Genomic DNA, 21,294 nt, shown 5'->3' on the forward strand with positions numbered 1-21,294 from the left:
CCGGAGATGTTTGCTATTTGGAGGAAGGTTTTTGACTTTTATTAGCTTCTATTTCCTTTGAAATATCCTTAGGTTTGGTGGCAATGGCTTCTTCACGAGATTTGGTGACTAGCTCTCTAAAATCATTGAAGGATTTTAAGTACTGAAAGCTGACTCCCGTCTCACGCACCAATGAATTAGCCATCTGTTCGGTCTGACTGAAAGCTTTCACCCTCAAATGTCCATCTGGAGTCAATAGATATCTTACAGACCAATCACCAATGTAGTTGGACGCGCTTACATCCTCACCATCCTGAGGGATACCACCACCACCAGACACTCTCAGACGTCCGTCTAAAAATGTATAGGACAACCGTAGCTGAAAAGTATTGAATGCATTTTGATCCAACGAGGACAGGTCTATGTCCACTTCCAGATTTTCATCCACCTGGCTAATAAAGTAAGAAAACTGATTGGAGAAGAACTCACTCAAACTCCCACCAACAGCTCCACTGTTACTCAAATCAAACTGGGACTGTGGAGAAATCTTCCTTAAGATCAACAAGCTGAACACTTGTTTTTTCAACTCTTGCTCATTGCTATTGATCGCAGTAATGGCACGCTCTGCTTCTGCAGTTGGTGAAGCTTGAGAGTCCTCTAGCTGTATAGCAAACTCAATGCTAGGAGACAACATCTCACCAGTAAGCTTTACAACGACCAATACCGGATATTTCTGTTTTACGGATTGGTCCTCACCTTCAGCACTCGGGTAATAATCAGCCGGAGAGGCGAGTTGCCGATAGGTAGCATCCAGATTTAACACTCCCGAATAAGGATCTCCATACCACGAAATAGTACCCCCAGGCACAATATTAAACTCCTTATTGATGAAATTGGGAATGGTGAAGTTATAGGCTCCCTCAGTGATTGTGAGGTCTCCAAATAGCTCAAACTCCCCATTTGTATCCAAAGACAGGTTGAGGTTCCCATTTCCTCTACCTCGTATAATATCACCGGTCCGTATATCAAAAATCAGCTCTACATAGGCATCGGGAGTGACGTCAATCTCACAGTCCAGCCGTACACCTGAGATACTGTTTTGCACGATTTCATTTAAATCGATGGTTTTAGTGGTGTCTCTCAGATCCACAAAGGAGATGTAATCTTTTTGCGTAACTTCCTCACTCGTTCCTCCGAGTGGGATATATAATTTAGTGCCCTTATTGGTCGTAGCATTGGCCTTGATGAGCAAATCATCCACAGGTCCTAAGATTTCAATATCTCCTGTGGCATTGGCAGTACCGTAATACAGCGAGTTATCCGTAGATGTGGTATTCAGAAGTTGGAAATTGGAAACTGCCAGTTTCAAATCTGTTTCAAACTCCTTGAAGAACCTGTGCTTGATCACACCAGAAAATGACGCTCTATTTTGATCCCTATCTAGCAATCGGATACCATTGAACTTGATGGATTCATTATCAAAAGCAATGTTCCCGTTGAACCCGTAAGTCGTACCAAGGTAATCAAACTCAAAGGTTCCTGATTCAACGTCACTACTTCCGATGATCACTGGTTGACTTAAAGAGCCAGATACATCGACCTCACCACTCGCATATCCACCTATATTGGAGAAAAGTGACTGAAAGAATGGATTAATTAACTGCAGGTTGGCCTGATTGAATTTAGCATTGAGATCTAGCTGATTTTCAGTGTCATCAGGAGTGTACGATCCGGCAATATCGATTGTATTGACACCTTCTCTACGCACATTCAGGTCTACTCCGAGTTGCTTTTTAGTAGCATCCCATTGCGTTTCACCCGTCACATTTCCAATTAAAAACTCGTTCATCATGAACTCTTCCAATTTAATCTGACTGTTCAGCACAAATGGATCACCTCTCTCTTTTCGTTGCAAACTGACTGAACTATTCAGCTGTCCACTGAGATCAAAGGGTACTAGTGGCCCAATACTTCGCATCGAGAAATCTTTGAAATTCAAAGACAAGTCGGTGGCACTGCTGTCAGAATAGACCCCTTTGAGAAGGATAGATTCGGCATTTTGATACAGTTCCAGACGATCCACAAGCACTTCTTTTTCCGTGATGGTTATTTTATTGTAAGGGTTGAAAAACCACTGATCTCCAAAAACGATCATTCTGGATGGTAAAAAGTTGAACACCAAACGATCATCAGAAATCATCAGCTCTCCATTGACACTAGCCGAACTATTGTTCTCAGGTTGGGAAATTGTACTGGTAACATTGATGCGATTATTGAACCACACTGCTTCTAAAGAAAAGTCTTTGGTTTGAGGGATGTTTCTCCAGACCTGATTGGAAGAGTTGACGAATACAGATGCGATGATCCCGGCAGAGTCTAAGTCTTTGGAGAAGTTTGCATCGAATGTATTGCCATTGTATCCCACTCCATCGTAATTAATGGAATCAATCTCTGTGAATACTGATAAAGTGGCGTTGCGGCGTTGGTAGTAGGTACCTTCGAAAACACCTTTCGGGGAAATATACAATGGCCAGTCGAAGAGTCCCAGGTATTGATTGATATCGTCATACTCTACCTCAAAATCAATAGAATACTGATTGATATTCTGCTCCTCTCTAAACCCACTTGTTTCTGAAGTATAATCTGGACTAAAGTAATCTTTTACTTCTTGTGCTAACAATCTCACATCACTCAACAACTCTGAAAAATAGAAGTCGCCATCCATCCCAACATGCACATCAGGAAGGTCTACCTTTATTTGACGTTGTGTTCCCTTGGTATGCGACGTTACAATTATTGAGTCCAACTCCAGGGAATCTTTTTTCCAATGCAAATTGAGATCTGTCACCTTTGCCTGGCCCTGCAAACTATCCAAATTGAGCCCTGAAACATCAGCCTCCAGACTACCAACAATAGTCAGGTAATCATCAACAAAACCAAGCGCCTGGAGGTCTACAAAATCTATTTGACTACTTAAAATCACTTGCTCCGGAGTATGTGAAATATCTACCTGCCCACTTGTCTCCATCATGCAGTTTTCATCACTAACCTTCAGTTGACCATTGAAAAACTCAGCCGCCAGATCTCCCTTAGCACTAATGCTATCATATCGGTAGCCGAAGAGCTCCGTATCGAAAAATTGAACATTCAGATTCAACTTTGCCTTTTCAGGCTTCACTCCTCTGCCGCGTAGATCTCCATGCATGGTAACCTCACCAACATATTCAGGTCGTCCCACCAATCGTCCTACATCAAAGTGATCCAGGCTCAGCTTACCAGAATAGGAAGCATTGTCCCAGCCTTGAGAAAATTTCAAATTTATGTCTGAACTCAGTTTTCCCAAAGGCGTTTGGAATGCAGCATTAGCTACAAAATCATGAGTAAACCCCAGGAAATTACCCTTAAAGCTTAGTTCATTCAGCACTCCCAACTGCTGGAGAGATTTATCGTCCAGAAACGGAGCCAAATCAGTAACCAAAACGTCCGATTGTCGGATGCGTGCCTCGATGAAAGTCTCATCTATCACGGGTAAGCCCATGAAGTCAATATTCCCTTCGAGAGTGGACCTCTCTCCAAATTTCAAACTCAAATCCTGAATGGATAGAGCTGGTACTGTACCTGAGATAGAAGCATCTACTGAAGCAATAAAGTCCTCCACCGGAATGCTGGCAAAATACGCAATATCCTGTCGTGAAATGCGAGAGTCAACCAGGTTAATGTCCATGCTCACACTATCAACAAAGTACCCTAAATCATCAAATCCATTAAAGCTTAGTACCACTCGATCATTGATATGTGAATGATTTGTTTCAAGGTCGAGTTGTGTTAAAGCTATTTCCTTGCTACTGATGCGCAAATCAGACTTCATTCGCTCCACTCTCAAACCAGAACCCTCATCAATAGCCACCAATGAATTTATCCGAGCCTCAATGGTATCGTTGACTACACGAAAACCCTCGAATACACCGCCAGGAATGTCCAGTAAAAAATGCCCATAATCAAACCGATCTTTTGGTAAACTATCTTTAAGCTGATTGTCATAGGAAAACTGAAAATCCACCAAATGAATCCTTTCCACTAGCAGTTCCATTGGTTTTTTCTGACTGATTGTGTCTTCTGGTTTTCTCTTTAGTGAGTTTAAATCCTTGATTAGTTCCACCAGATTGATATCCAGTGAATCAGGATATTTCGTCAGATCAAGCTTGGAATCTGTCAGGTAAACATTATCAAATGATATCTCATAGTCCGACAGAAGTTTGCTTAGTTCATAATCAACCTTCACATTACCAGCTGTGAATAGGCGATTACCTTGATAATCCAGCACTTCTACCTCTTTTATTTCAACAAAATCAAACCATTTGATCTTAATGTTTTTAAACTTTGCCGTTTGTCGGGTATTATCATTGATAAAACGAAGTGCCTGGCTTCCCAGATAATTTTGAAAAACCGGTGTTTGAAGAAGAATGATCAGCGAAAATAGCGTCAGAACAACAGTAGTAATTGTCCAAAAGACGATCTTTCTGACCCATTTTAAGATTTTTCTAAATACGTTTTGCTGTCCCTTCAACTCCCAAAATATTAATTTCAATGAGTACAATCATCTTAGGTATTGAGTCATCATGTGATGAAACCGCCGCGGCAATCTGCAAAGATGGAAAAATAATCAATAACATTATCGCGACTCAATCCATACACGAAAGTTATGGAGGAGTAGTTCCCGAACTTGCATCGCGTGCTCACCAAAAGAATATCATTCCTGTAATCAACGAAGCTTTGACTACATCAGGTATATCCATGCGAGAGATCAGTGCCATAGCCTATACACAAGGACCTGGACTTCTTGGTGCCTTGTTGGTTGGAAGTTCATTTGCTAAGTCCGCTGCTCTGGCGCTAAACATTCCGGTAGTTCCTGTTAACCACATGCAAGCTCATGTATTGGCGCACTTCATAGAAGAGCCAAAACCCGAGTTTCCTTTTCTATGCCTGACGGTCAGTGGTGGCCATACCCAAATTGTCAAGGTCAATAGCTACCTCGACATGACCATCATAGGACAAACAAAAGATGATGCGGTGGGTGAAGCATTTGATAAATGTGCTAAACTACTTGGTGTTGGCTATCCTGGTGGTCCTAAGATTGACAAACTGGCACAAGCTGGCAATCCTGAAAAATTCACATTCCCGCAAAGCGATATACCAGACCTGGACTATTCGTTTTCTGGCATCAAAACTGCCTTCATGTATTTCCTGAGAGACCAGAAAAAACAAAATGAACATTTCATCGAAGAAAACATCAATGACCTTGCAGCTAGTTTACAGTTTACCTTAATCGATATGTTGTTTAAGAAACTGAAAAAAGCGGCTAAAAAAGAAAAGATTAAAAACATTGCTATTGCAGGAGGGGTTTCAGCCAACAGTGGATTGCGCGATCACCTGACCGCAGAAGCTAAAAAGTTTGGCTGGAAAGTATTTATCCCAAAATTTGAATACTGCACAGATAATGCAGCAATGATTGCCACAGCAGGGTATTATCAGTTTGGGGCCGGCAAGACTGGTTCTCTCAGGGATAGTCCAATGCCTCGAATGGCATTTTCTGAATAATCCTTCAATTCTACCCACAACTTGATTATTTTTAGATTGATTGAACAACCATGGCAAAAGAACAACCTCGATTTTCGAATAACATTCAGATTAGAAACCGAAAGGCAAGTTTTGAATATGAATTTCTAGACAAGTATGAAACAGGCCTGGTACTGAAGGGTACGGAAATCAAATCCATTCGGGAAGGGAAAGCATCCGTCCAGGAAGCCTACTGTTACATCAACAATGGTGAGCTTTTTATCAAAGGAATGAACATCTCCCCTTACTCAAACAGTTCGTTTGAAAACCACCAAATAGACCGAGAACGCAAGCTTTTGGTCAAAAAAAAGGAGTTGGAGAAAATTCAATCTAAGATCGAGGAAAAGGGACTAACGATCGTTCCTACCAGGATTTACATCAACAAGAGAGGATTTGCGAAGCTAGAAATAGCGGTGGCTCGTGGTAAAAAATTATATGACAAGCGAGATAGTATCAAAAAGAAAGATCAGGATAGAGAATTAAAACGAATGCGCATTTGAACATGACCGTCTTAGTACTAAATGCAGATTACACTCCACTGTCAGTTTGTACGGTGGAGAGAGCCTTCTTGCTGATGTACTTGACCAAGGCGGACCTTATTTCAGAAGTTAAAGGAAAAAAACTACGTTCTGTTGACGACTCCTATCCCTACCCCAGTGTGATCAAAATAAGGCAGTATATTCATGTTCCGTACAAAGGGGTAGTGCTTACACGACACAATGTATTCAAACGAGACAACTACTGCTGTCAATACTGTGGATCCGGAAAAGATCTAACCCTGGACCACCTCATTCCAAAATCCAAAGGAGGTAAATCTACCTGGACCAATCTGGTCACTGCCTGCAAAAACTGCAACGCGACGAAAGGCGATTACAAACCCGAAGAGGTAGGGTTATCACTGGTCAAAAAACCAATAAGGCCTTCATATGTTATGTTCTTGAGGTTTTCAACGAAGCTTTTAAGCGACGACTGGATTCCTTATTTGGAACATAAAGTGAGTGCCTAATATGATTGATTTCAAAACGATCAACCCAGCAACAGAAGAGACTATAGAAGAATACCAATACGAAAATCCTAAGTCCCTTACCAAAAAAATCGAGCAGTCTTATAAAGCATGGGTTTCCTGGAAAGATACCTCATTTCAATATAGAAGCGACTTATTACTGACTCTCGCCAAATTACTAGTAAATGAAAAGGAAGATATAGGTCTATTGATCACACAGGAAATGGGTAAACCCCTGAAACAAAGCATTGCTGAAATTGAAAAATGTGCTTGGGTCTGTGAATATTATGCCCACTCTGGGGAGATGTTTTTAAAACCAGACATTATCGAGTCAGATGCTACGGAATCTTTTGTCAGCTATGAACCACTGGGACCTATTATGGCCATTATGCCCTGGAATTTCCCCTTTTGGCAGGTGTTTAGATTTGCTGCACCTAACCTGATGGCAGGAAATACAGGCATCCTTAAACACTCACCCAATACTACTGGCTGCAGCTTGAAAATACAGGCGCTGTTTGAAAAAGCTGGCTTCCCAGAAAATACCTTTCAATCCATCATTGCACATACGGATGATATAGAAGGGGTAATCGGAAATAAGTTCATTGCTGGGGTTACGCTAACAGGATCAACAAAAGCTGGAAGGTCAGTAGCCTCACTAGCTGGCAAGTACCTAAAAAAGACTGTATTGGAGCTTGGTGGAAGTGATCCATACCTGATCCTGGAGGATGCAGACTTATCCCTGGCCGCAGAAAAATGTGTTACCGGAAGGCTGATTAATACTGGCCAGAGTTGTATTGCAGCCAAGCGCTTCATTGTGACATACAAAAATGAAGCAGAATTCACAGAGAAAGTGAGAAGCCTGATGGCTCAAAAAGAATTTGGAGATCCGGTATCCAATCAATTTGACCTTGGAAGTATGGCAAGAGGAGACCTCAGACAACAATTGCACAATCAAGTCAAAAAAACTATAGAAATGGGAGCTCAGTGCATACTGGGTGGAACACTCCCAGACAGTGCCGGCTATTTTTATCCTGCCACCTTACTTACCAATGTAACCAAAAATATGCCTGCCTATGAGGAAGAGCTCTTCGGTCCAGTAGCAAGTATCCTGGTGGTAAAAGACGAGGAAGAGGCCATACGAGTGGCCAATGATACTTCTTACGGATTAGGTGGTGCTGTTTTCACTGATGATCCTATTCGAGGGAAAGAAATCGCTCATCAAATTCAAGCAGGCTGTGTCTTTGTCAATGACTTTGTGAAGTCTGACCCAAGACTGCCGTTTGGAGGGGTGAAGTCGAGTGGATATGGACGAGAGCTATCGCCATTGGGAATCAAGGAATTCGTCAATGCTAAAACTGTTTACCTCACCTGATTCTAAACATCAACCCTTGCCGACCTGTTAGTTTAATGTACCAAACATGAATATTATGCAGATTAGTGAAGGAGAATACCTATTCATATACAACAGTAACATGATTCAGGACAAGACGGCTAAAGGTTATGCTTTGTCCATTAAACATGTAAAAATCAATGAAAAAGACATCCACAAGGATCATCTCACACCCAAGCAGATAGCTGAGATTGCTAATCACCTGGATATATCTATCAAAGAGTTGTATAGAGAAAAAAGTGCCACTGCATATGAACAGTTTACGGATGATGAATTGATCCGTGTGTTGTCCATTGATCCTTCCAAAATGAAAACTCCAATTATAGTTTCTCCGAAACATTCCTTTATTGTAGGTTCGTCTTATGAACTCATTAAAGAAGAACTAAGTGTAAATGAAACGAAATAGACCATACCCGATCATTCTGATATTAAGCGTGCTGATAGCAAGCTGTACTACAGATAACGATCAACAAAAGCTTTCTAAAGAAGAGTTAGTAGAACGCCTGGAAAAGAAACAAGAAGATCTGGAAAAGGACTTACAGAAATTAAAGAAAGATTCTGAAGACCTATCAGAGGATGCGCGGTATCAATTGTCCAAGGCCTTGGATAGAATTGAGGATGAGCGAAGTAAAGTCAAGCGTCAAATCCGTAAGGTCAAGCGAGCATCTGATAAAGAACTGGATAATTTGAAAGAAGAGGTCGATGATTTTTTGGAAACCTCCTCGAAAGAAATGGATGAGATTTTTCAAAAAACAAAAAAGGCTCTTAAAGATTTAGACCAATAAAAAAAGGCTCGCAAATGCGAGCCTTTTGTTTATATAGATCAATTATCTTAATCAATTACTATCTGCTCTTCTTACGGAGCTATATAGAACTTTCAAAGCATTAGCTTCTCTAAGTTCTTGCTGTACGTCAGACACGATACCCATCTTCACATCCACATCTACCTTCATTGACATGGTGATCTTATCTCTCTCAGCCTCAGAAAGCTTATCCTTCTCCTGGTTTACGAACAACACGATATCATTTACATCTACCAGGTTGTCATTGGTCTGAACCTTAGGTTCATTACCGTATAGAGAAGTGTTTTTAGGCTCTCCGATATATATATAGCTAACCAAAGACTTTCTTTCGATTTTAGTAAGCTGAGTAGCTCTAGGAAGCTGTTGCTTCACCATAATATCGGTTTCTCTCATCACAGTAGTTACCATAAAGAAGAACAAGAGCATAAAGATAATATCTGGAAGTGCTGCTGTAGGTATGTCCTGTTGTGTATTCGAACTCTTTTTAAACTTTGACATAATTCAATGATTTAATCTGGTTCAGCAATTGATATTGCACGAGGAATACCTTGACGAGCCTTTTCATACATATCGTTTTGGATGTCATCCTCACGATCCAGGGCAAGCCATTCTTCCACAGTAATACCTACTCGTTCTGCATATACTTCGTTGTAAGCAGCATTAATAGCGTCTAGTACGTCAATGAATAATTCGTAACTAGTACCACGTGCTGCCTTAAATGATACCACACATTCCGTGGGGTCATCAGACGAATCAAGCTTTCTTCCGAATTGATTGATTTTCGTTTTCATAGAAGACGGCAGACTATTATAAATCTGAATACCTTCTTCTCCGGGAGAGCCAAAGTTCAAGATGAACTCTTTCACGTCTTGTTTTAGCTGATCCATATCATCTCTGTATGGTTCGTCCTCCACAAGGAGTTGATCTCCTGAGTTCGCAAGAATTTTATAAATATTCTTGTCGTTTTTCGTCACCTCTGGTGGTGGCTCATTTGGGTCTGGCTTAGGAGGCAATCGCATTGCGATACCTTTGTCATTTGCTATTGTGGTAGTTACCAAAAAGAAAATAAGCAAAAGAAACGCAATGTCGGCCATCGACCCTGAGCTGACCTCAGGTGGTTGTCTTTTTTTACCTCTTGGCATTATTTAATCAGTTTTGAAATTTCAGTGTATACAATTCCAACTACAGCTACTGCAAAGAATATGTACATAGCTATCAGACCAGCTCCTACCCATTTAGAAACTGATTCTGTCGCACCAGCAGCATTAGGGTCTGCCAAAGCATACCCAACAACAGCCACAACGATTAAAGCCCCTAAACCAATTCCTGACTTAATTAATGCTTGCGGATCGCTGATGATCTGTATGATAGGAAATACCACAGCAGCAAGAGCGCAGATGGCTATAAGTACATAGCCGGCGTATAAACCTACATCTATAATATCCATAATGTCAGTTTAGTTTAGGTAATTATTTAGAAAGATTGTGTTTCACTAGCATATCAACCAGGGAGATAGAAGCATCTTCCATGCTGTTTACCAATGAATCAATTTTAGATACCAGGTAGTTGTAGAACAACTGAAGGATAACAGCAACGATCAAACCACCAACTGTAGTCAATAGTGCTACTTTAATACCACCAGCCACAAGTGCAGGAGATACATCACCAGCCTCTGCGATCGCATCGAATGCTCCAATCATACCAATTACAGTACCCATGAAACCAAGCATCGGCGCCAAAGAGATGAAAAGAGAAATCCAAACCATTCCTTTTTCTAGCTTGCCCATTTCAACAGAACCATAAGCAATGATTGATTTTTCAACCATTTCAATGCCCTCAGACATTCTCATCATACCTTGTACGAAGATTGATGCAACAGGTCCTCTTGTATTTCTACAAACTTCTTTAGCAGCTTCAACACCACCTGAAGAAAGAGCGCTTTCTACATTGCTCAATAATTTCTTCACGTTAGTTGTAGCCAGGTTTAAGTGAATGATTCTTTCGATAGCTACCGCTAAACCAAATATCAAACAAAGCAATACAATACCCATGAACCTAGCATCACCGTCAATGAATTGCTCTTTAACGATTTGATGAAAGGATGGCTCTGCTTCGTCCTCTATAGGTTCAGTGATTTCTTCAGCGATGGCTGCCACGGGTTCTTCTTCAACCACTGTGGTGCTATCAGCCACTTCAGTAGAGTCTGATGCTGCATCAGAACTGTCTTGTGCGAATGCATTCACTGAAGAAAAGGTGAAAACACCTGCCAACATCAAAAGAGATAATAACTGTTTCATAATCTGTCTCGTAGTCTTCGGTTAAGTTTAAATTTTATGTAAGATTCGTAAATATATTAATAATTCAACAACTGCAGAGAGGAAGGCCTGCATACCGCAGGCAAGGATTCTTCCGTAGGAATGCCTTCGGCAGAACCCTCGATACCCAAACCTAGATAATCCCTTCGGATTTGAGCCAATTGTGGCCATCACTAGATTTGAAGAATCTTTCTCTTTGTACGGCTTCCGATCTCGTATCAAAAACCTCACTGTAAATCAATGTCCAGGGCCGTCTGCCGTTCGTATATCTTACTTTGCCTGAATTATACTGGTTCAAACGCTCTTGTACGTCTTTAGAACTACCATAGTAATGAGTCCCATACGTGGTACTCTTCAGGATGTAAGCGTAATACAAACTATTTCAAATTCAACTGCAGAGAGGAAGGGATTCGAACCCTCGATACCCTTTTGGGGTATACACACTTTCCAGGCGTGCGCCTTCGACCACTCGGCCACCTCTCTGTTTAGGTACTCGACCTATTTTACAAGCCAACAAAGAAATTAATAAAATAAAGAGTATGCAAATTTAAATTTCAATTCAAAAAACTTCAATTATCCATTTCGCCATTTAACGGAACAGCCAATTTTCTTCTGACAGCAGCAGTATTTTTCTCATTTCCCAGAAGAAACATAAGCTTGGATATCGCCGCTTCAGTGGTAATATCTCCACCGCTTACAATTCCTATATCATTTAATCGCTTGCTTGTCTCGTAGCGGCCCTGTATTACTTCTCCTCCACTGCACTGACTCACATTATACAGCACTATATCCTTCTTCATCGCGTCTTCCAATATCTTAATGAACCAATCAAAGTTCATAGTGTTTCCTGACCCGTAGGTCTCCAAAATCACTCCACGCAGGCCTTTGATCTTGAAGAAGCTCTCCACAGTCGCTTTATTAATACTTGGGAAGATCTTAAGTATGGCCACATTATCATCAAAATTTTTGACCAGCTTCAGTTTGGCAGTAGGGTCATGAGGTGCCATATAAGTCTGTCTATACTCGATCTCAATCCCAGACTCGGCTAGATATGGATAGTTCTGTGACTGGAAGGCGGCAAATGTACTGCTACGTATCTTTTGTGAGCGGTTCCCTCTGAGTAAGAAGTAATTGAAATAAATACACACTTCATTGACCATAGGTACATTGCCATTTTTGGCAGAGGCAATTTCCAAAGCGGTAATCAAGTTTTCACGTGCGTCAGAACGTATCGACCCAATGGGAATTTGAGCTCCAGTGAAAATCACGGGTTTGTTGAGGCCCTTGAGCATGTATGATAAAGCGGAGGCACTGTAGGCCATGGTGTCGGTGCCATGGAGGATCACGAATCCATCATACTGAGAGTAATTCTCGTAGATGATATAGGCCATATCCTGCCAATCTGTGTAATTAATGTTGGAAGAATCTCTGGGCTCCGGGAAGGAAATCACCGTAAGCTTCAACTCTAAACCTCTCAACTCAGGTACGCGATCAATCACCCGGCCAAAATTAAATGGTGCCAGAGCGCCGGATTCGTCATAAGCCATTCCAAACGTACCTCCTGTGTAGATAATCAGTATGGAATCTACTGGATCTACACTAGCTGTGGTTCGAATGTTGACAATTTTGTAATTCATGGGTTGATGAAAAGGGTTTTGCTGTTTTGGCTCGTAATTTCCCCAATTTCTTCCACTTCTTTATTAAGAACTGAGGCGATTTTTTCGCAGACTAGTTTTACATAAGCGGGTTCATTTCTTTTTCCACGGTTCGGTGTTGGAGCCAAATATGGACTATCCGTTTCTAACATTATGTGTTCAAGTGACACTTTTTCTATAACAGGCTCTAGTCCTCCTTTCTTAAAGGTTGCCACACCTCCTAATCCTAACTTAAAATTTAGTGCAATTATTTCCTCAGCCTGCTTAATATCTCCTGTAAAGCAATGAAAAACACCCGTCAACCCCCGGTTGGAATAAGGTCGCACCAAATCAATCGTTTCATCAATTGACTCCCTACAATGGATCACGATCGGAAGGTTATGCTTTAAAGCCAGTTCGCACTGAATTTTAAAAGCTTCCTGCTGCTGTTCAAAATAGGTTTTATCCCAGTAAAGGTCAGTTCCCATCTCTCCAACGGCACAGAAATGCCCTTTACCTAACAAATCCTCCACTTCATAAAGATGCTTCTCAAAGTCCTTTTCTACGGAACAAGGATGTAACCCCATCATAGGGACGCAGTAGCCCGGATACTTATCTGCTAGGTTCATCATATCTTCAATAGACTCATGGTCGATGTTGGGCATATAAATACACTCCACTCCAGCATCTTTAGCTCTACTGATAACCTCTTCAATATCCTCTTTAAATTCTTTAGTGTAAATATGTGCGTGAGAATCTATTAATATCATGATTGGCTTATTGACTTGAAAGAATACTGCAAAGTTGAAAAATGCTCCAATACCTGAGGTAGTAAAATCTTTAAATTTTGGAACGCTTTAGCACTATCGTGAAAAACGATGATTGAACCTGGTTTTGCTGCTTTCAGTGAGTTCAGGGATTCGTCTATCATGAGGTGCCTATCCCAATCTCCAGCCAAATGTGACCACATTACTGTTTGAATACCTGATTTACCTAGTTGGTTGAGTTGGGTCAGCCTGATATGGCCATAAGGAGGACGAAAAAGCTTTGTTTGGGGAAGTAATTGCATCCCTTTAGTTACTTCCTCCATATAATCAGCATTGGTCAGCTGCCAGCCACTGTTATGACGGTAGGTATGCCCGCCTACAGCATGTCCTTGTTTTAAGGTCTCGGCCAACACATCACCATGATTCTCCACCATTTTACCAATGGTGAAAAAGGTGGCCTTTGCATGAAATTGTTTCAATTGGTCAAGTACCCATGGAGTAACCTCCGGGTGAGGACCATCATCGAAAGTTAGGTATATCCCATTATCATCGGGAATGGTAAAAATCGCTTTGTGATAAAACCTACTCAGCCACCAGGGATTCTTGAAAAAGTAGGTACGCATTAGTTTTTAACTAAACAGGACAACATGGTAATGTCATCACGATATGGAGTGTCTTGTCTGAATTGGTCAAGACTTTTAAATATTTGTGTATGGAGCTGATTAATATCTTCTGGCACACCATTTTCAAAAAACTCCATGAGTCTTTCCTCACCAAATTGCTCGTCGCTCTTATTGAAAGTCTCCGTAAGGCCATCGGTGTATCCAAAAAACATGAAGTCATCCAATCCTTCGATCTTGGTGGTTTCCAGAAATGGCAATGGGTTGAACATACCGAGTATCGTTGTGCCATTATTCAATTCGATCACTTCATCCGGCCTGACCAGATAGAGCGGATTATGACCACAGTTGACGTATTCAAAGGTCTTTTCTGTGAAATCGTAGATACCTAAAAAGAAGGTGATGAAGTTCTCTGCATTGCCACTATCGGTGATGACATGATTGAGCTCTGTGACGATTTCCTTTGGATCCTGTGTTTTCCGGATCAAAGTTCTCAGTGATGCCTGAAAATTGGACATCAACAACGCTGCAGGAACACCCTTACCGCTCACATCAGCTACACACACCAGAAACCGATCATTGTCAATGGTAAGGTAATCATAATAATCACCTCCGACATCCTGGTGTGGTAGATAAACGGCTTCTATTTTAAGTCGATGAGTCTGGGGTAATTCCTTTGGGAAAAGGAAATTCTGTACCTTCTTGGCAATTTCCAACTCCTTGCGGTAAGCTTCTTGTTGCAATTGCTTTCGCGCAAGCTTCTTATTCTCAATCGCCACGATGATAATATTGGTCAGCGCTCGTAGAAAAGTAGAGTCTACACTTTTGGACTCTTTACCTAAACCACCTATGAATATGACTGCTAGCAACCGATCCTTGTGTAATACTGGAATAACCTCGTCAAAGTCGTCAAACGGACCATCATCAGATGTCAAAGCTCTGCCCGATCGGATATTCCAAAAGTCTTGAGGCAAAAACACCTTGCTCCAGTCTGAAGATGTACCAAAATGGACCTTACACTCCCAGTTGTCGTCTTTCACATACAAGGCCAGGCGTCTCACCTTCAGGTCTGCCAATACAGTAAATCGATAGATTTTATATAAATCCTCCTCTGGCAAATTATTATTAATGGCTTGCGTTATTTCCAGAAGCGCATTCAGCTCCAGGTCCCGAATGTCCAGACTATTGGTAGGCATAGGTGATTACGAATTGTGAGCTAGCAATCCTTCCTTGGTGGCAAGGTAGAAGTATTGCTGAGCACGATTTTTCAGATCGATTTCTTTTTCGGAAACTTCTTCATCTACTGTTTCCATAATTTTAATCCATCCTTTTTGGTGCAATCGCTCTAGAACCGGGATCAACTCACTTGACGATATGGATGTCTCCTCTTGTATTTGTTTCATCTGAGTTACAAAATACAACTGGTCCAATACATCGAATTCCGCGTCGCTCATGAGTAGTATCTCCCTTTCCATGAATACTTTCCAAAAATAGAAGCTATTCCCAAGAATATTACGAAGAATGGATAAATAATCTCTATCAATAGAGACTTCCATAAAACGTCTTTTATCTGAAAAAATTGGGTGATAGGGTAATAAAAATACCATAGTACCAAAGTCCTAAGGGCCAGGATGGTGCCGAAAACAAAAACACTCTCCAGCTCGGCCAATGAAAACAGAGCCACCAGTAGTGCCACATAATTGAGGAATACCGTCATGGCCATACATTTGATAAATAAGCTCTTATGAAAGCGCCATTTGCTACTCCATCGTATGCGCTGACTCAGCAACTGCACTAACGTATCCTTGGCCTCTGTATAAACTATCGCTTGCTGATGCTTCAAGAAACCTACACGATCAGGATATACCTTGTGTACCTTTTGCAAAAGGAACTCATCATCTCCTGAGGGAATATCTTCGTTGCCCTGATAACCTCTCACTTGTTCAAATACTTCCTTTTTGTAAGACAGGTTCGCTCCATTGCACATGGTTGGATTGCCAGAGTGCAGAGTCGCTGCTCCTATCGCGATTAGCCCTGAAAACTCAAAAGACTGGAGGTTCATAAACAACCCATCACCTTTCATAGCTACTGGACCAGAGATCATTGCCAAGTCTTCCGTTGAATAAGCAGCCGCATAGGACTTAATAAAATCTGCTTGCACTTCACAATCTCCATCCACTGTAATAATGTAGTCATTGCTAGCCACTGAAACACCTCGCGTCAATGCTTGTTTCTTCCCTCCTTGTTCTGTCTCCTGTACTTGAATCAATTTCCAGGAAAGCTCGTTGGAAGTGATGAATTGCTCTACGATCTCCGACGTTGTATCCTCCGACTGATCATCTATTACAATCACCTCATACTGATCTTCTGGAAAGGTTTGGTCTTTTAAGTTGCGCAGTAGAACTGCAATAGTGCCAGCTTCATTCCGTACGGGAACTAACACACTAAATGTCTGGTGATGAGCAACAGCTTCGGCACTCCTGTCCGTTACACCAAGCCAATGCCTACGGATCCACAGCAAAAAAATGATATAGACTATAGATAGTGCTGCAAAAGGAATCATCGGGCAATGTTAACCCTTAATTTGAACATTAGGCCCAAACCAACCAGTGATGGCAATACATTATTGATGATCCAAATCAAGACACATGGTATCAAGATTATTGCCGCACTCTCCAGGTATGATTCAAAAAAAACCACCGCGCTCGCTTCACGTACACCGATGTTGCCAAAAAGAGCAGGGACTATTGTCCTGAAAAGGAATATCCAGCCTACACCAATGAATATGATTTCCAGAGATAACTGTGGTACAAAGGCCCAGATAAGCACCACGAATTGAAAGGTAAAGACCAGGTACCTTAGTAAGGTGTACCAAAGCATCTGCCGAAAAGTAACCAATTCACGTACACCATACATGACAGCTACCATGACAAACGCCAACAGGATCACGGCGACTACCCAGCCATACAGACTCATGGGATATTCCTTGAAATACAGAAAGGCATACCCTCCATAACTCAGGGTGATGCCCATAGACAATGCCCGGTTAGCCACAAGTGCCACCCCTGTTCGACGAATGTTCTTGACGTTGGAAAGGCGACCACTGACATCTCCCAGCGTAAAAGGCATCAGCCAGTTGAGAGCTAGCCCACACAAAACTGCCTGCAAACCTTCCTGGAAAGACAGCTGTTCTTCTGGGATGGAAGCTCGCCACTTCTGTATTTCTAAAAACCAGTTGAGCGGCACCAACGCCAAAACAAGCAGAATCCAAGGAAGCACCTTGGAGCTAATCAGCAAAGATCCTGGTGGATATTGGGTAGATTGTAGCTTTGTGATCAAAAACCACAAACAAAAAGCTGTAATCACAATCTTGAGAACCCACAGCCATCTTTCTTTATTTCTCAGGGTGTAATCGTTAATTTGCAACCATGTCAGCAGATGCTTCATCAGAGAAAATCATTTTGGGATTAGATCCGGGTACCAGCGTGATGGGTTATGGATTGATCAAAGTTAAGAAGCAAAAAGTAAACCTGCTGCAGTTTGGCGTCATCCACCTGAGCAAGTACAGTGGGCATGAGTTGAAACTCAAAAAAATATTTGAACGGGTGCTGAGCCTAATTGACGACTATCATCCAGACGAGGTAGCACTGGAAGCACCGTTTTTTGGTAAGAACGTACAGTCGATGCTCAAACTGGGTAGAGCTCAGGGAGTAGCCATGGCGGCTGCCCTTTCTCGTGAAATTCCAATCACGGAGTATGCTCCGAAAAAAGTGAAGCAATCCGTAACTGGAAATGGAAATGCCTCGAAGGAACAAGTAGCAGCCATGCTAAAAAACTTACTCAAAATGCCCTCACAGGAGAATATCATGCTCGATGCAACTGATGCTCTGGGTGTAGCTTTATGTCACTTTTATCAGGGCGGTGGCAAGGCGAAGGCGAGTTATAAAAGTTGGAATGCCTTCTTGAGCGAAAATCCGAAACGGGTGAAGTAAGCTATATTAACAAGACGCTGGGTGTTGCTGGCAAGAATTTTGTTCATAGCCTGCTAAAAATATTAAAATCAGCGCATGAACAAACTCACGACTCTAATACTTTCATTAGTCATTTTAGCGAGCTGCTCCCCTACACTAACTGTCACGAACTACCAAACCAATCAACTTCGCAAAATCAAAATAAGGAAAATCAATGCCATTATTTTAAAAGACGGCCTGGTCTATGAAGAAAACATCGATTGGAATACTGGACAGCTAACTTCAGCTGGCGTACCTATCAAGTGGAGTCAAATTTCAGCCATTGAAGTCAGAAAACGCACATTTGGAGATGTCCTTGCATTCCCTCTGGAGATGACAGGTGTTGCGGCAGCAGGGCTTGGAATACTAGTTTTAGGATCTGCAATAGCTGAAGACAATGATTCAGAAGACATGGGGTCTTCATTAATTACTGGAGGTTTACTATTGGGCACTGGAGCTGGTCTGAACCGGGTTGGTCATTTCTTGAGGCCATCAGATAAAAAATCAATTGACGTACTGGAATCATCCCAGTATTCATTTGGAAGACTTGCTTCGCCGATGGGCAACACTCCTTAATTAAAGCAAAACAATCAAAAAGAAGCTAAATTCGCCAGTCACTTATTAACCTTAAATTCTATGTCAGAAACATTTCCTCCTTGCCCCAAATGCAATTCACCATACACCTACCCAACGGACAGTTTTCTGGCGTGCCCAGAGTGTGGAAATGAGTGGAGTGCAGAGAAAATGAAAGCCGAAAATCTGGAGGATCAAGAGACAGTGGTTAAAGATGCCAACGGAAATGTTCTAGTAGATGGCGATTCGGTAACGGTCATCAAAGATTTACCCGTAAAAGGAGCTCCAAGACCCATTAAAGCTGGCACTAAAGTGAAGAGCATCCGACTGGTAGACGGAGATCACAACATCGACTGCAAGATTGATGGGTTTGGCTCCATGGCACTCAAGTCCGAGTTTGTGAAAAAGGCATAACTCGTTGGATCAAACCAGGACTTCCTCGTTGATGTGCTGCATCACCTGAGCAAAAAGCTCATACGATTTCAATCGGTCCTGATGTTCAAATATGTGTGAGCTGACTATTACCTCATCTACTGCTGTCTCCTCAATAAACCGTTTCGTTTTTTCCAATACCGTCTGCCGACTACCGAAGAAGGCATACTTCATCATGCGCTGTACGGCCGGATTGGCGGCCAGCTCCTCAAACTCCCTGGTGTAATCCACCGGTGGCTGCAGGTAGTCCATGTTTTGTGTTAACACGCCCAAAATCATTCTAAGTGAAGAGGTCGATAGCCTCCTGGCCTCCTCATCGGTGTCCGCAGCGATCACATTGATGCCTGCAATGGTGTACGGTTTATCTAAATGGGCAGATGGCTCGAACTCCCGATGGTAGATGTCCATCGCTTCAAACAGGTAAGTAGGTGCAAAATGACTAGCAAAAGCGTATGGCAAACCCAATCTGGCAGCCACATGTGCACTGTCGGTACTGGAGCCTAAAATATACACCGGCACATCTACCCCTTCGGCTACTGTCGCTCGGATGCGTTCGCCCTCATTGTGCCTAAACAGATGCATGACCGAGGCAACTTCATCTGGAAACTTGTATACGGACTGCATCCGATCAGAGCGGATGGCTGCAGCCGTCACCTGATCTGTACCTGGAGCTCGACCAAGGCCCAGATCAATACGGCCCGGATACAAGGAACCCAGAGTACCGAACTGCTCGGCTACAATGAGTGGAGAGTGATTGGGCAACATGATCCCTCCAGAACCCACTCGGATGGTCTTCGTACCGCCGGCAATATGTCCAATCAAGATGGATGGTGCCGAACTGGCAATGCTCTTCATGTTGTGATGCTCCGCCAGCCAAAAGCGGGTATAACCCAGAGCTTCGGCCTTTCGTGCCAGGTCCAGGCTTTTGTTAAAGGTATCTTGGATGCTGGATCCGGCTGATACACTGGCCAAATCCAATATGGAATAAGCGATATGCTTTGATGCATGTGTCATGAAAACGATGGATTAGTCAAATGCTCCGAATTGTAAAGCTATAACGCAGGAAAATAATTCCCTATCTGAACCTATTCCAAGGACAAATCCTTGAGCAGGATTAATATCTTCTGCAAAACCATGTTTCCTACCTTCTGGAAGTTGGGGAATTCAAAACTGTAGTTTTCACCTTTCCGGTGGCCTGAGAATGGCCAAAACTGGAGTTTTCTCCTTTCTGGAAGTGTAGGAATGCTCAAAACTGGAGTTTTCTGCTTTCCGGCAGTTAAAGAAGGCCCAAAACTGGAGTAGTGGGCTATCTGGAAGATTAGGAAGCCCCAAAACTGGAGTTTTGAGGCTGTGGGAAATGTGGTTACCTGTAAGCCTCCACCTGGGTGATCAGTTCTTTGTAAGCCCGAATCAACTCATCTGTACCTGTAATCTGCACATGAGCAAACAACATGGTAAACAGGTCGTTGAGTGCATCCGTCAGTGGCAGAGCCGCATTGGATGCCGCTACCGTATCCGCCAATTCGGTTGCTCGTTTGAAATAATCAACCGTCACGCTTTTAAACGCATCGTTGGCGGCTCTTAAGGGTGCAATCCACCGGGTAACTCCCGCTAAAGGAGTCAGGTCCAGGGCCTCCAGTTCCTGTAGCATGTTGTCCGTCTGGGCGGTCTGCTCATCATAGCTAAGCTTACTCAACCCAAAACCATATCCACTGGTGATATGCACCAACTTGTCAACGAGTGCCTTGGCTGCTGGCTCGTGTGGGAAAAGCTGCTCAGCTTCTACACTCTTGAAAAAACCTGAATTGAGTAGGTCGCGGGTGCGGTCCAGTGTGGGCTTGTCCGACAGGGCCTGAGCGCGGATCATCCCCTCTTTGAACGCGGCAAAGTGCGTTTGTACAGCGGCGACCTGTGCACTTACCTCAGGCAGGTCTTTGGTGGTTTGCAATACTCCTTCAGTGAAGGTTTGTAGCTGCGCCATGCGCAGCTGCGGTACTTTAATCATCTGCATGGCAATGAATTTTAATGAACAAATAAATTTTAATGTTTGAAGATAACGCATTCGATCAAAAAATTCATATATCTGAACTAACGTGTTGCTTGAAAGCAGGGAAAGGGGTATTTTGAGGTATAAATTTAAAAAATGCGGATG

General features: G+C 42.4%; 24 protein-coding genes and 1 tRNA gene. 9 read left to right on the forward strand and 16 right to left on the reverse strand.

Annotated features, from left to right (window positions below; all coding sequences use genetic code 11):
* Positions 1-13: 13 nt before the first annotated feature.
* The gene (locus tag ACO067_RS06105) at positions 14-4,567 is read right to left on the reverse strand and encodes a translocation/assembly module TamB domain-containing protein (RefSeq protein WP_421871914.1); all 4,554 of its coding nucleotides are present in this window, start codon (positions 4,565-4,567) and stop codon (positions 14-16) included.
* Here ACO067_RS06105 and tsaD point away from each other — a divergent pair.
* The 6 genes from tsaD to ACO067_RS06135 are packed head-to-tail and all read left to right on the forward strand — an operon-like array spanning position 4,567 to position 8,773.
* Positions 4,567-5,577 carry a tRNA (adenosine(37)-N6)-threonylcarbamoyltransferase complex transferase subunit TsaD gene (gene tsaD, locus ACO067_RS06110; RefSeq protein ID WP_421871916.1) on the forward strand — a complete coding sequence of 337 codons (1,011 nt, stop codon included), beginning with the start codon at positions 4,567-4,569 and terminating at the stop codon, positions 5,575-5,577. The genes ACO067_RS06105 and tsaD overlap by 1 nt on opposite strands.
* A gap of 50 nt (positions 5,578-5,627) precedes the next feature.
* Positions 5,628-6,095 (forward strand): SsrA-binding protein SmpB, encoded by a 468-nt coding sequence (gene smpB, locus ACO067_RS06115; protein WP_421871919.1) that lies wholly within the window; start codon positions 5,628-5,630, stop codon positions 6,093-6,095.
* 2 nt (positions 6,096-6,097) lie between these two features.
* Complete coding sequence (locus ACO067_RS06120) at positions 6,098-6,601, forward strand: HNH endonuclease (RefSeq protein WP_421871922.1); 504 nt, start codon at positions 6,098-6,100, stop codon at positions 6,599-6,601.
* Between the two features lies 1 nt (position 6,602).
* A complete protein-coding gene (locus ACO067_RS06125; protein ID WP_421871925.1) occupies positions 6,603-7,970 on the forward strand; it encodes an NAD-dependent succinate-semialdehyde dehydrogenase in 1,368 nt (455 codons plus the stop codon).
* A 55-nt stretch (positions 7,971-8,025) separates the two neighbouring features.
* Positions 8,026-8,394, forward strand: coding sequence for an arsenate reductase family protein (locus ACO067_RS06130; RefSeq protein ID WP_421871928.1), 369 nt, complete (start codon positions 8,026-8,028; stop codon positions 8,392-8,394).
* A complete protein-coding gene (locus tag ACO067_RS06135) occupies positions 8,381-8,773 on the forward strand; it encodes a hypothetical protein (RefSeq protein ID WP_421871931.1) in 393 nt (130 codons plus the stop codon). The genes ACO067_RS06130 and ACO067_RS06135 overlap by 14 nt, the downstream gene beginning before the upstream one ends.
* A 51-nt stretch (positions 8,774-8,824) precedes the next feature.
* Here the strand turns inward: ACO067_RS06135 and ACO067_RS06140 are convergent, their stop codons facing one another.
* The 13 genes from ACO067_RS06140 to ACO067_RS06200 form a co-directional block, all read right to left on the reverse strand.
* On the reverse strand, positions 8,825-9,289 hold the full coding sequence (locus ACO067_RS06140) for an ExbD/TolR family protein (protein WP_421871934.1): 465 nt from the start codon (positions 9,287-9,289) through the stop codon (positions 8,825-8,827).
* A gap of 11 nt (positions 9,290-9,300) precedes the next feature.
* Positions 9,301-9,933 (reverse strand): ExbD/TolR family protein, encoded by a 633-nt coding sequence (locus tag ACO067_RS06145; RefSeq protein WP_421871937.1) that lies wholly within the window; start codon positions 9,931-9,933, stop codon positions 9,301-9,303.
* A complete protein-coding gene (locus ACO067_RS06150) occupies positions 9,933-10,238 on the reverse strand; it encodes a hypothetical protein (RefSeq protein ID WP_421871940.1) in 306 nt (101 codons plus the stop codon). Before ACO067_RS06150 ends, ACO067_RS06145 begins: the two co-directional genes overlap by 1 nt.
* Before the next feature lie 22 nt (positions 10,239-10,260).
* Entirely contained in the window at positions 10,261-11,088 is an 828-nt protein-coding gene (locus ACO067_RS06155; protein ID WP_421871943.1) for a MotA/TolQ/ExbB proton channel family protein, read from the reverse strand.
* A gap of 151 nt (positions 11,089-11,239) precedes the next feature.
* Positions 11,240-11,482: a GIY-YIG nuclease family protein gene (locus tag ACO067_RS06160; protein ID WP_421871947.1), complete on the reverse strand. Its 243-nt coding sequence runs from the start codon at positions 11,480-11,482 to the stop codon at positions 11,240-11,242.
* Between the two features lie 19 nt (positions 11,483-11,501).
* A tRNA-Ser gene (locus ACO067_RS06165) sits at positions 11,502-11,589 on the reverse strand.
* 86 nt (positions 11,590-11,675) lie between these two features.
* Positions 11,676-12,743: an asparaginase gene (locus tag ACO067_RS06170; protein WP_421871950.1), complete on the reverse strand. Its 1,068-nt coding sequence runs from the start codon at positions 12,741-12,743 to the stop codon at positions 11,676-11,678.
* Positions 12,740-13,510 (reverse strand): TatD family hydrolase, encoded by a 771-nt coding sequence (locus ACO067_RS06175; protein ID WP_421871952.1) that lies wholly within the window; start codon positions 13,508-13,510, stop codon positions 12,740-12,742. Before ACO067_RS06175 ends, ACO067_RS06170 begins: the two co-directional genes overlap by 4 nt.
* The gene (locus ACO067_RS06180) at positions 13,507-14,130 is read right to left on the reverse strand and encodes a polysaccharide deacetylase family protein (RefSeq protein WP_421871955.1); all 624 of its coding nucleotides are present in this window, start codon (positions 14,128-14,130) and stop codon (positions 13,507-13,509) included. The genes ACO067_RS06175 and ACO067_RS06180 overlap by 4 nt, the downstream gene beginning before the upstream one ends.
* Positions 14,130-15,323 carry a PP2C family protein-serine/threonine phosphatase gene (locus ACO067_RS06185; RefSeq protein WP_421871958.1) on the reverse strand — a complete coding sequence of 398 codons (1,194 nt, stop codon included), beginning with the start codon at positions 15,321-15,323 and terminating at the stop codon, positions 14,130-14,132. Before ACO067_RS06185 ends, ACO067_RS06180 begins: the two co-directional genes overlap by 1 nt.
* A gap of 6 nt (positions 15,324-15,329) precedes the next feature.
* On the reverse strand, positions 15,330-15,581 hold the full coding sequence (locus ACO067_RS06190; protein WP_421871961.1) for a transporter: 252 nt from the start codon (positions 15,579-15,581) through the stop codon (positions 15,330-15,332).
* Positions 15,578-16,690 carry a glycosyltransferase gene (locus tag ACO067_RS06195; protein ID WP_421871963.1) on the reverse strand — a complete coding sequence of 371 codons (1,113 nt, stop codon included), beginning with the start codon at positions 16,688-16,690 and terminating at the stop codon, positions 15,578-15,580. The genes ACO067_RS06190 and ACO067_RS06195 overlap by 4 nt, the downstream gene beginning before the upstream one ends.
* Complete coding sequence (locus tag ACO067_RS06200) at positions 16,687-17,574, reverse strand: hypothetical protein (protein ID WP_421871966.1); 888 nt, start codon at positions 17,572-17,574, stop codon at positions 16,687-16,689. Before ACO067_RS06200 ends, ACO067_RS06195 begins: the two co-directional genes overlap by 4 nt.
* Between ACO067_RS06200 and ruvC the strand changes: the two genes are divergently transcribed.
* From ruvC to ACO067_RS06215, 3 genes are all read left to right on the forward strand, one after another.
* Positions 17,556-18,119, forward strand: coding sequence for a crossover junction endodeoxyribonuclease RuvC (gene ruvC, locus ACO067_RS06205; protein ID WP_421871969.1), 564 nt, complete (start codon positions 17,556-17,558; stop codon positions 18,117-18,119). The genes ACO067_RS06200 and ruvC overlap by 19 nt on opposite strands.
* Before the next feature lie 75 nt (positions 18,120-18,194).
* Entirely contained in the window at positions 18,195-18,713 is a 519-nt protein-coding gene (locus ACO067_RS06210; RefSeq protein WP_421871972.1) for a hypothetical protein, read from the forward strand.
* 60 nt (positions 18,714-18,773) lie between these two features.
* A complete protein-coding gene (locus ACO067_RS06215) occupies positions 18,774-19,124 on the forward strand; it encodes a zinc ribbon domain-containing protein YjdM (protein ID WP_421871974.1) in 351 nt (116 codons plus the stop codon).
* Positions 19,125-19,133: 9 nt separating this feature from the next.
* On the opposite strand, the gene ACO067_RS06220 is transcribed toward ACO067_RS06215, so the two are convergent.
* Both ACO067_RS06220 and ACO067_RS06225 read right to left on the reverse strand, forming a co-directional pair.
* Positions 19,134-20,156, reverse strand: a complete 1,023-nt coding sequence (locus ACO067_RS06220) for an LLM class flavin-dependent oxidoreductase (protein ID WP_421871977.1) — start codon at positions 20,154-20,156, stop codon at positions 19,134-19,136.
* 349 nt (positions 20,157-20,505) lie between these two features.
* Entirely contained in the window at positions 20,506-21,153 is a 648-nt protein-coding gene (locus ACO067_RS06225; protein WP_421871981.1) for a DUF6261 family protein, read from the reverse strand.
* Positions 21,154-21,294: the final 141 nt, after the last annotated feature.

Source organism: Marinoscillum sp., from assembly GCF_965229915.1.
In the GTDB taxonomy this organism is placed as follows: Bacteria; Bacteroidota; Bacteroidia; order Cytophagales; family Cyclobacteriaceae; genus Marinoscillum.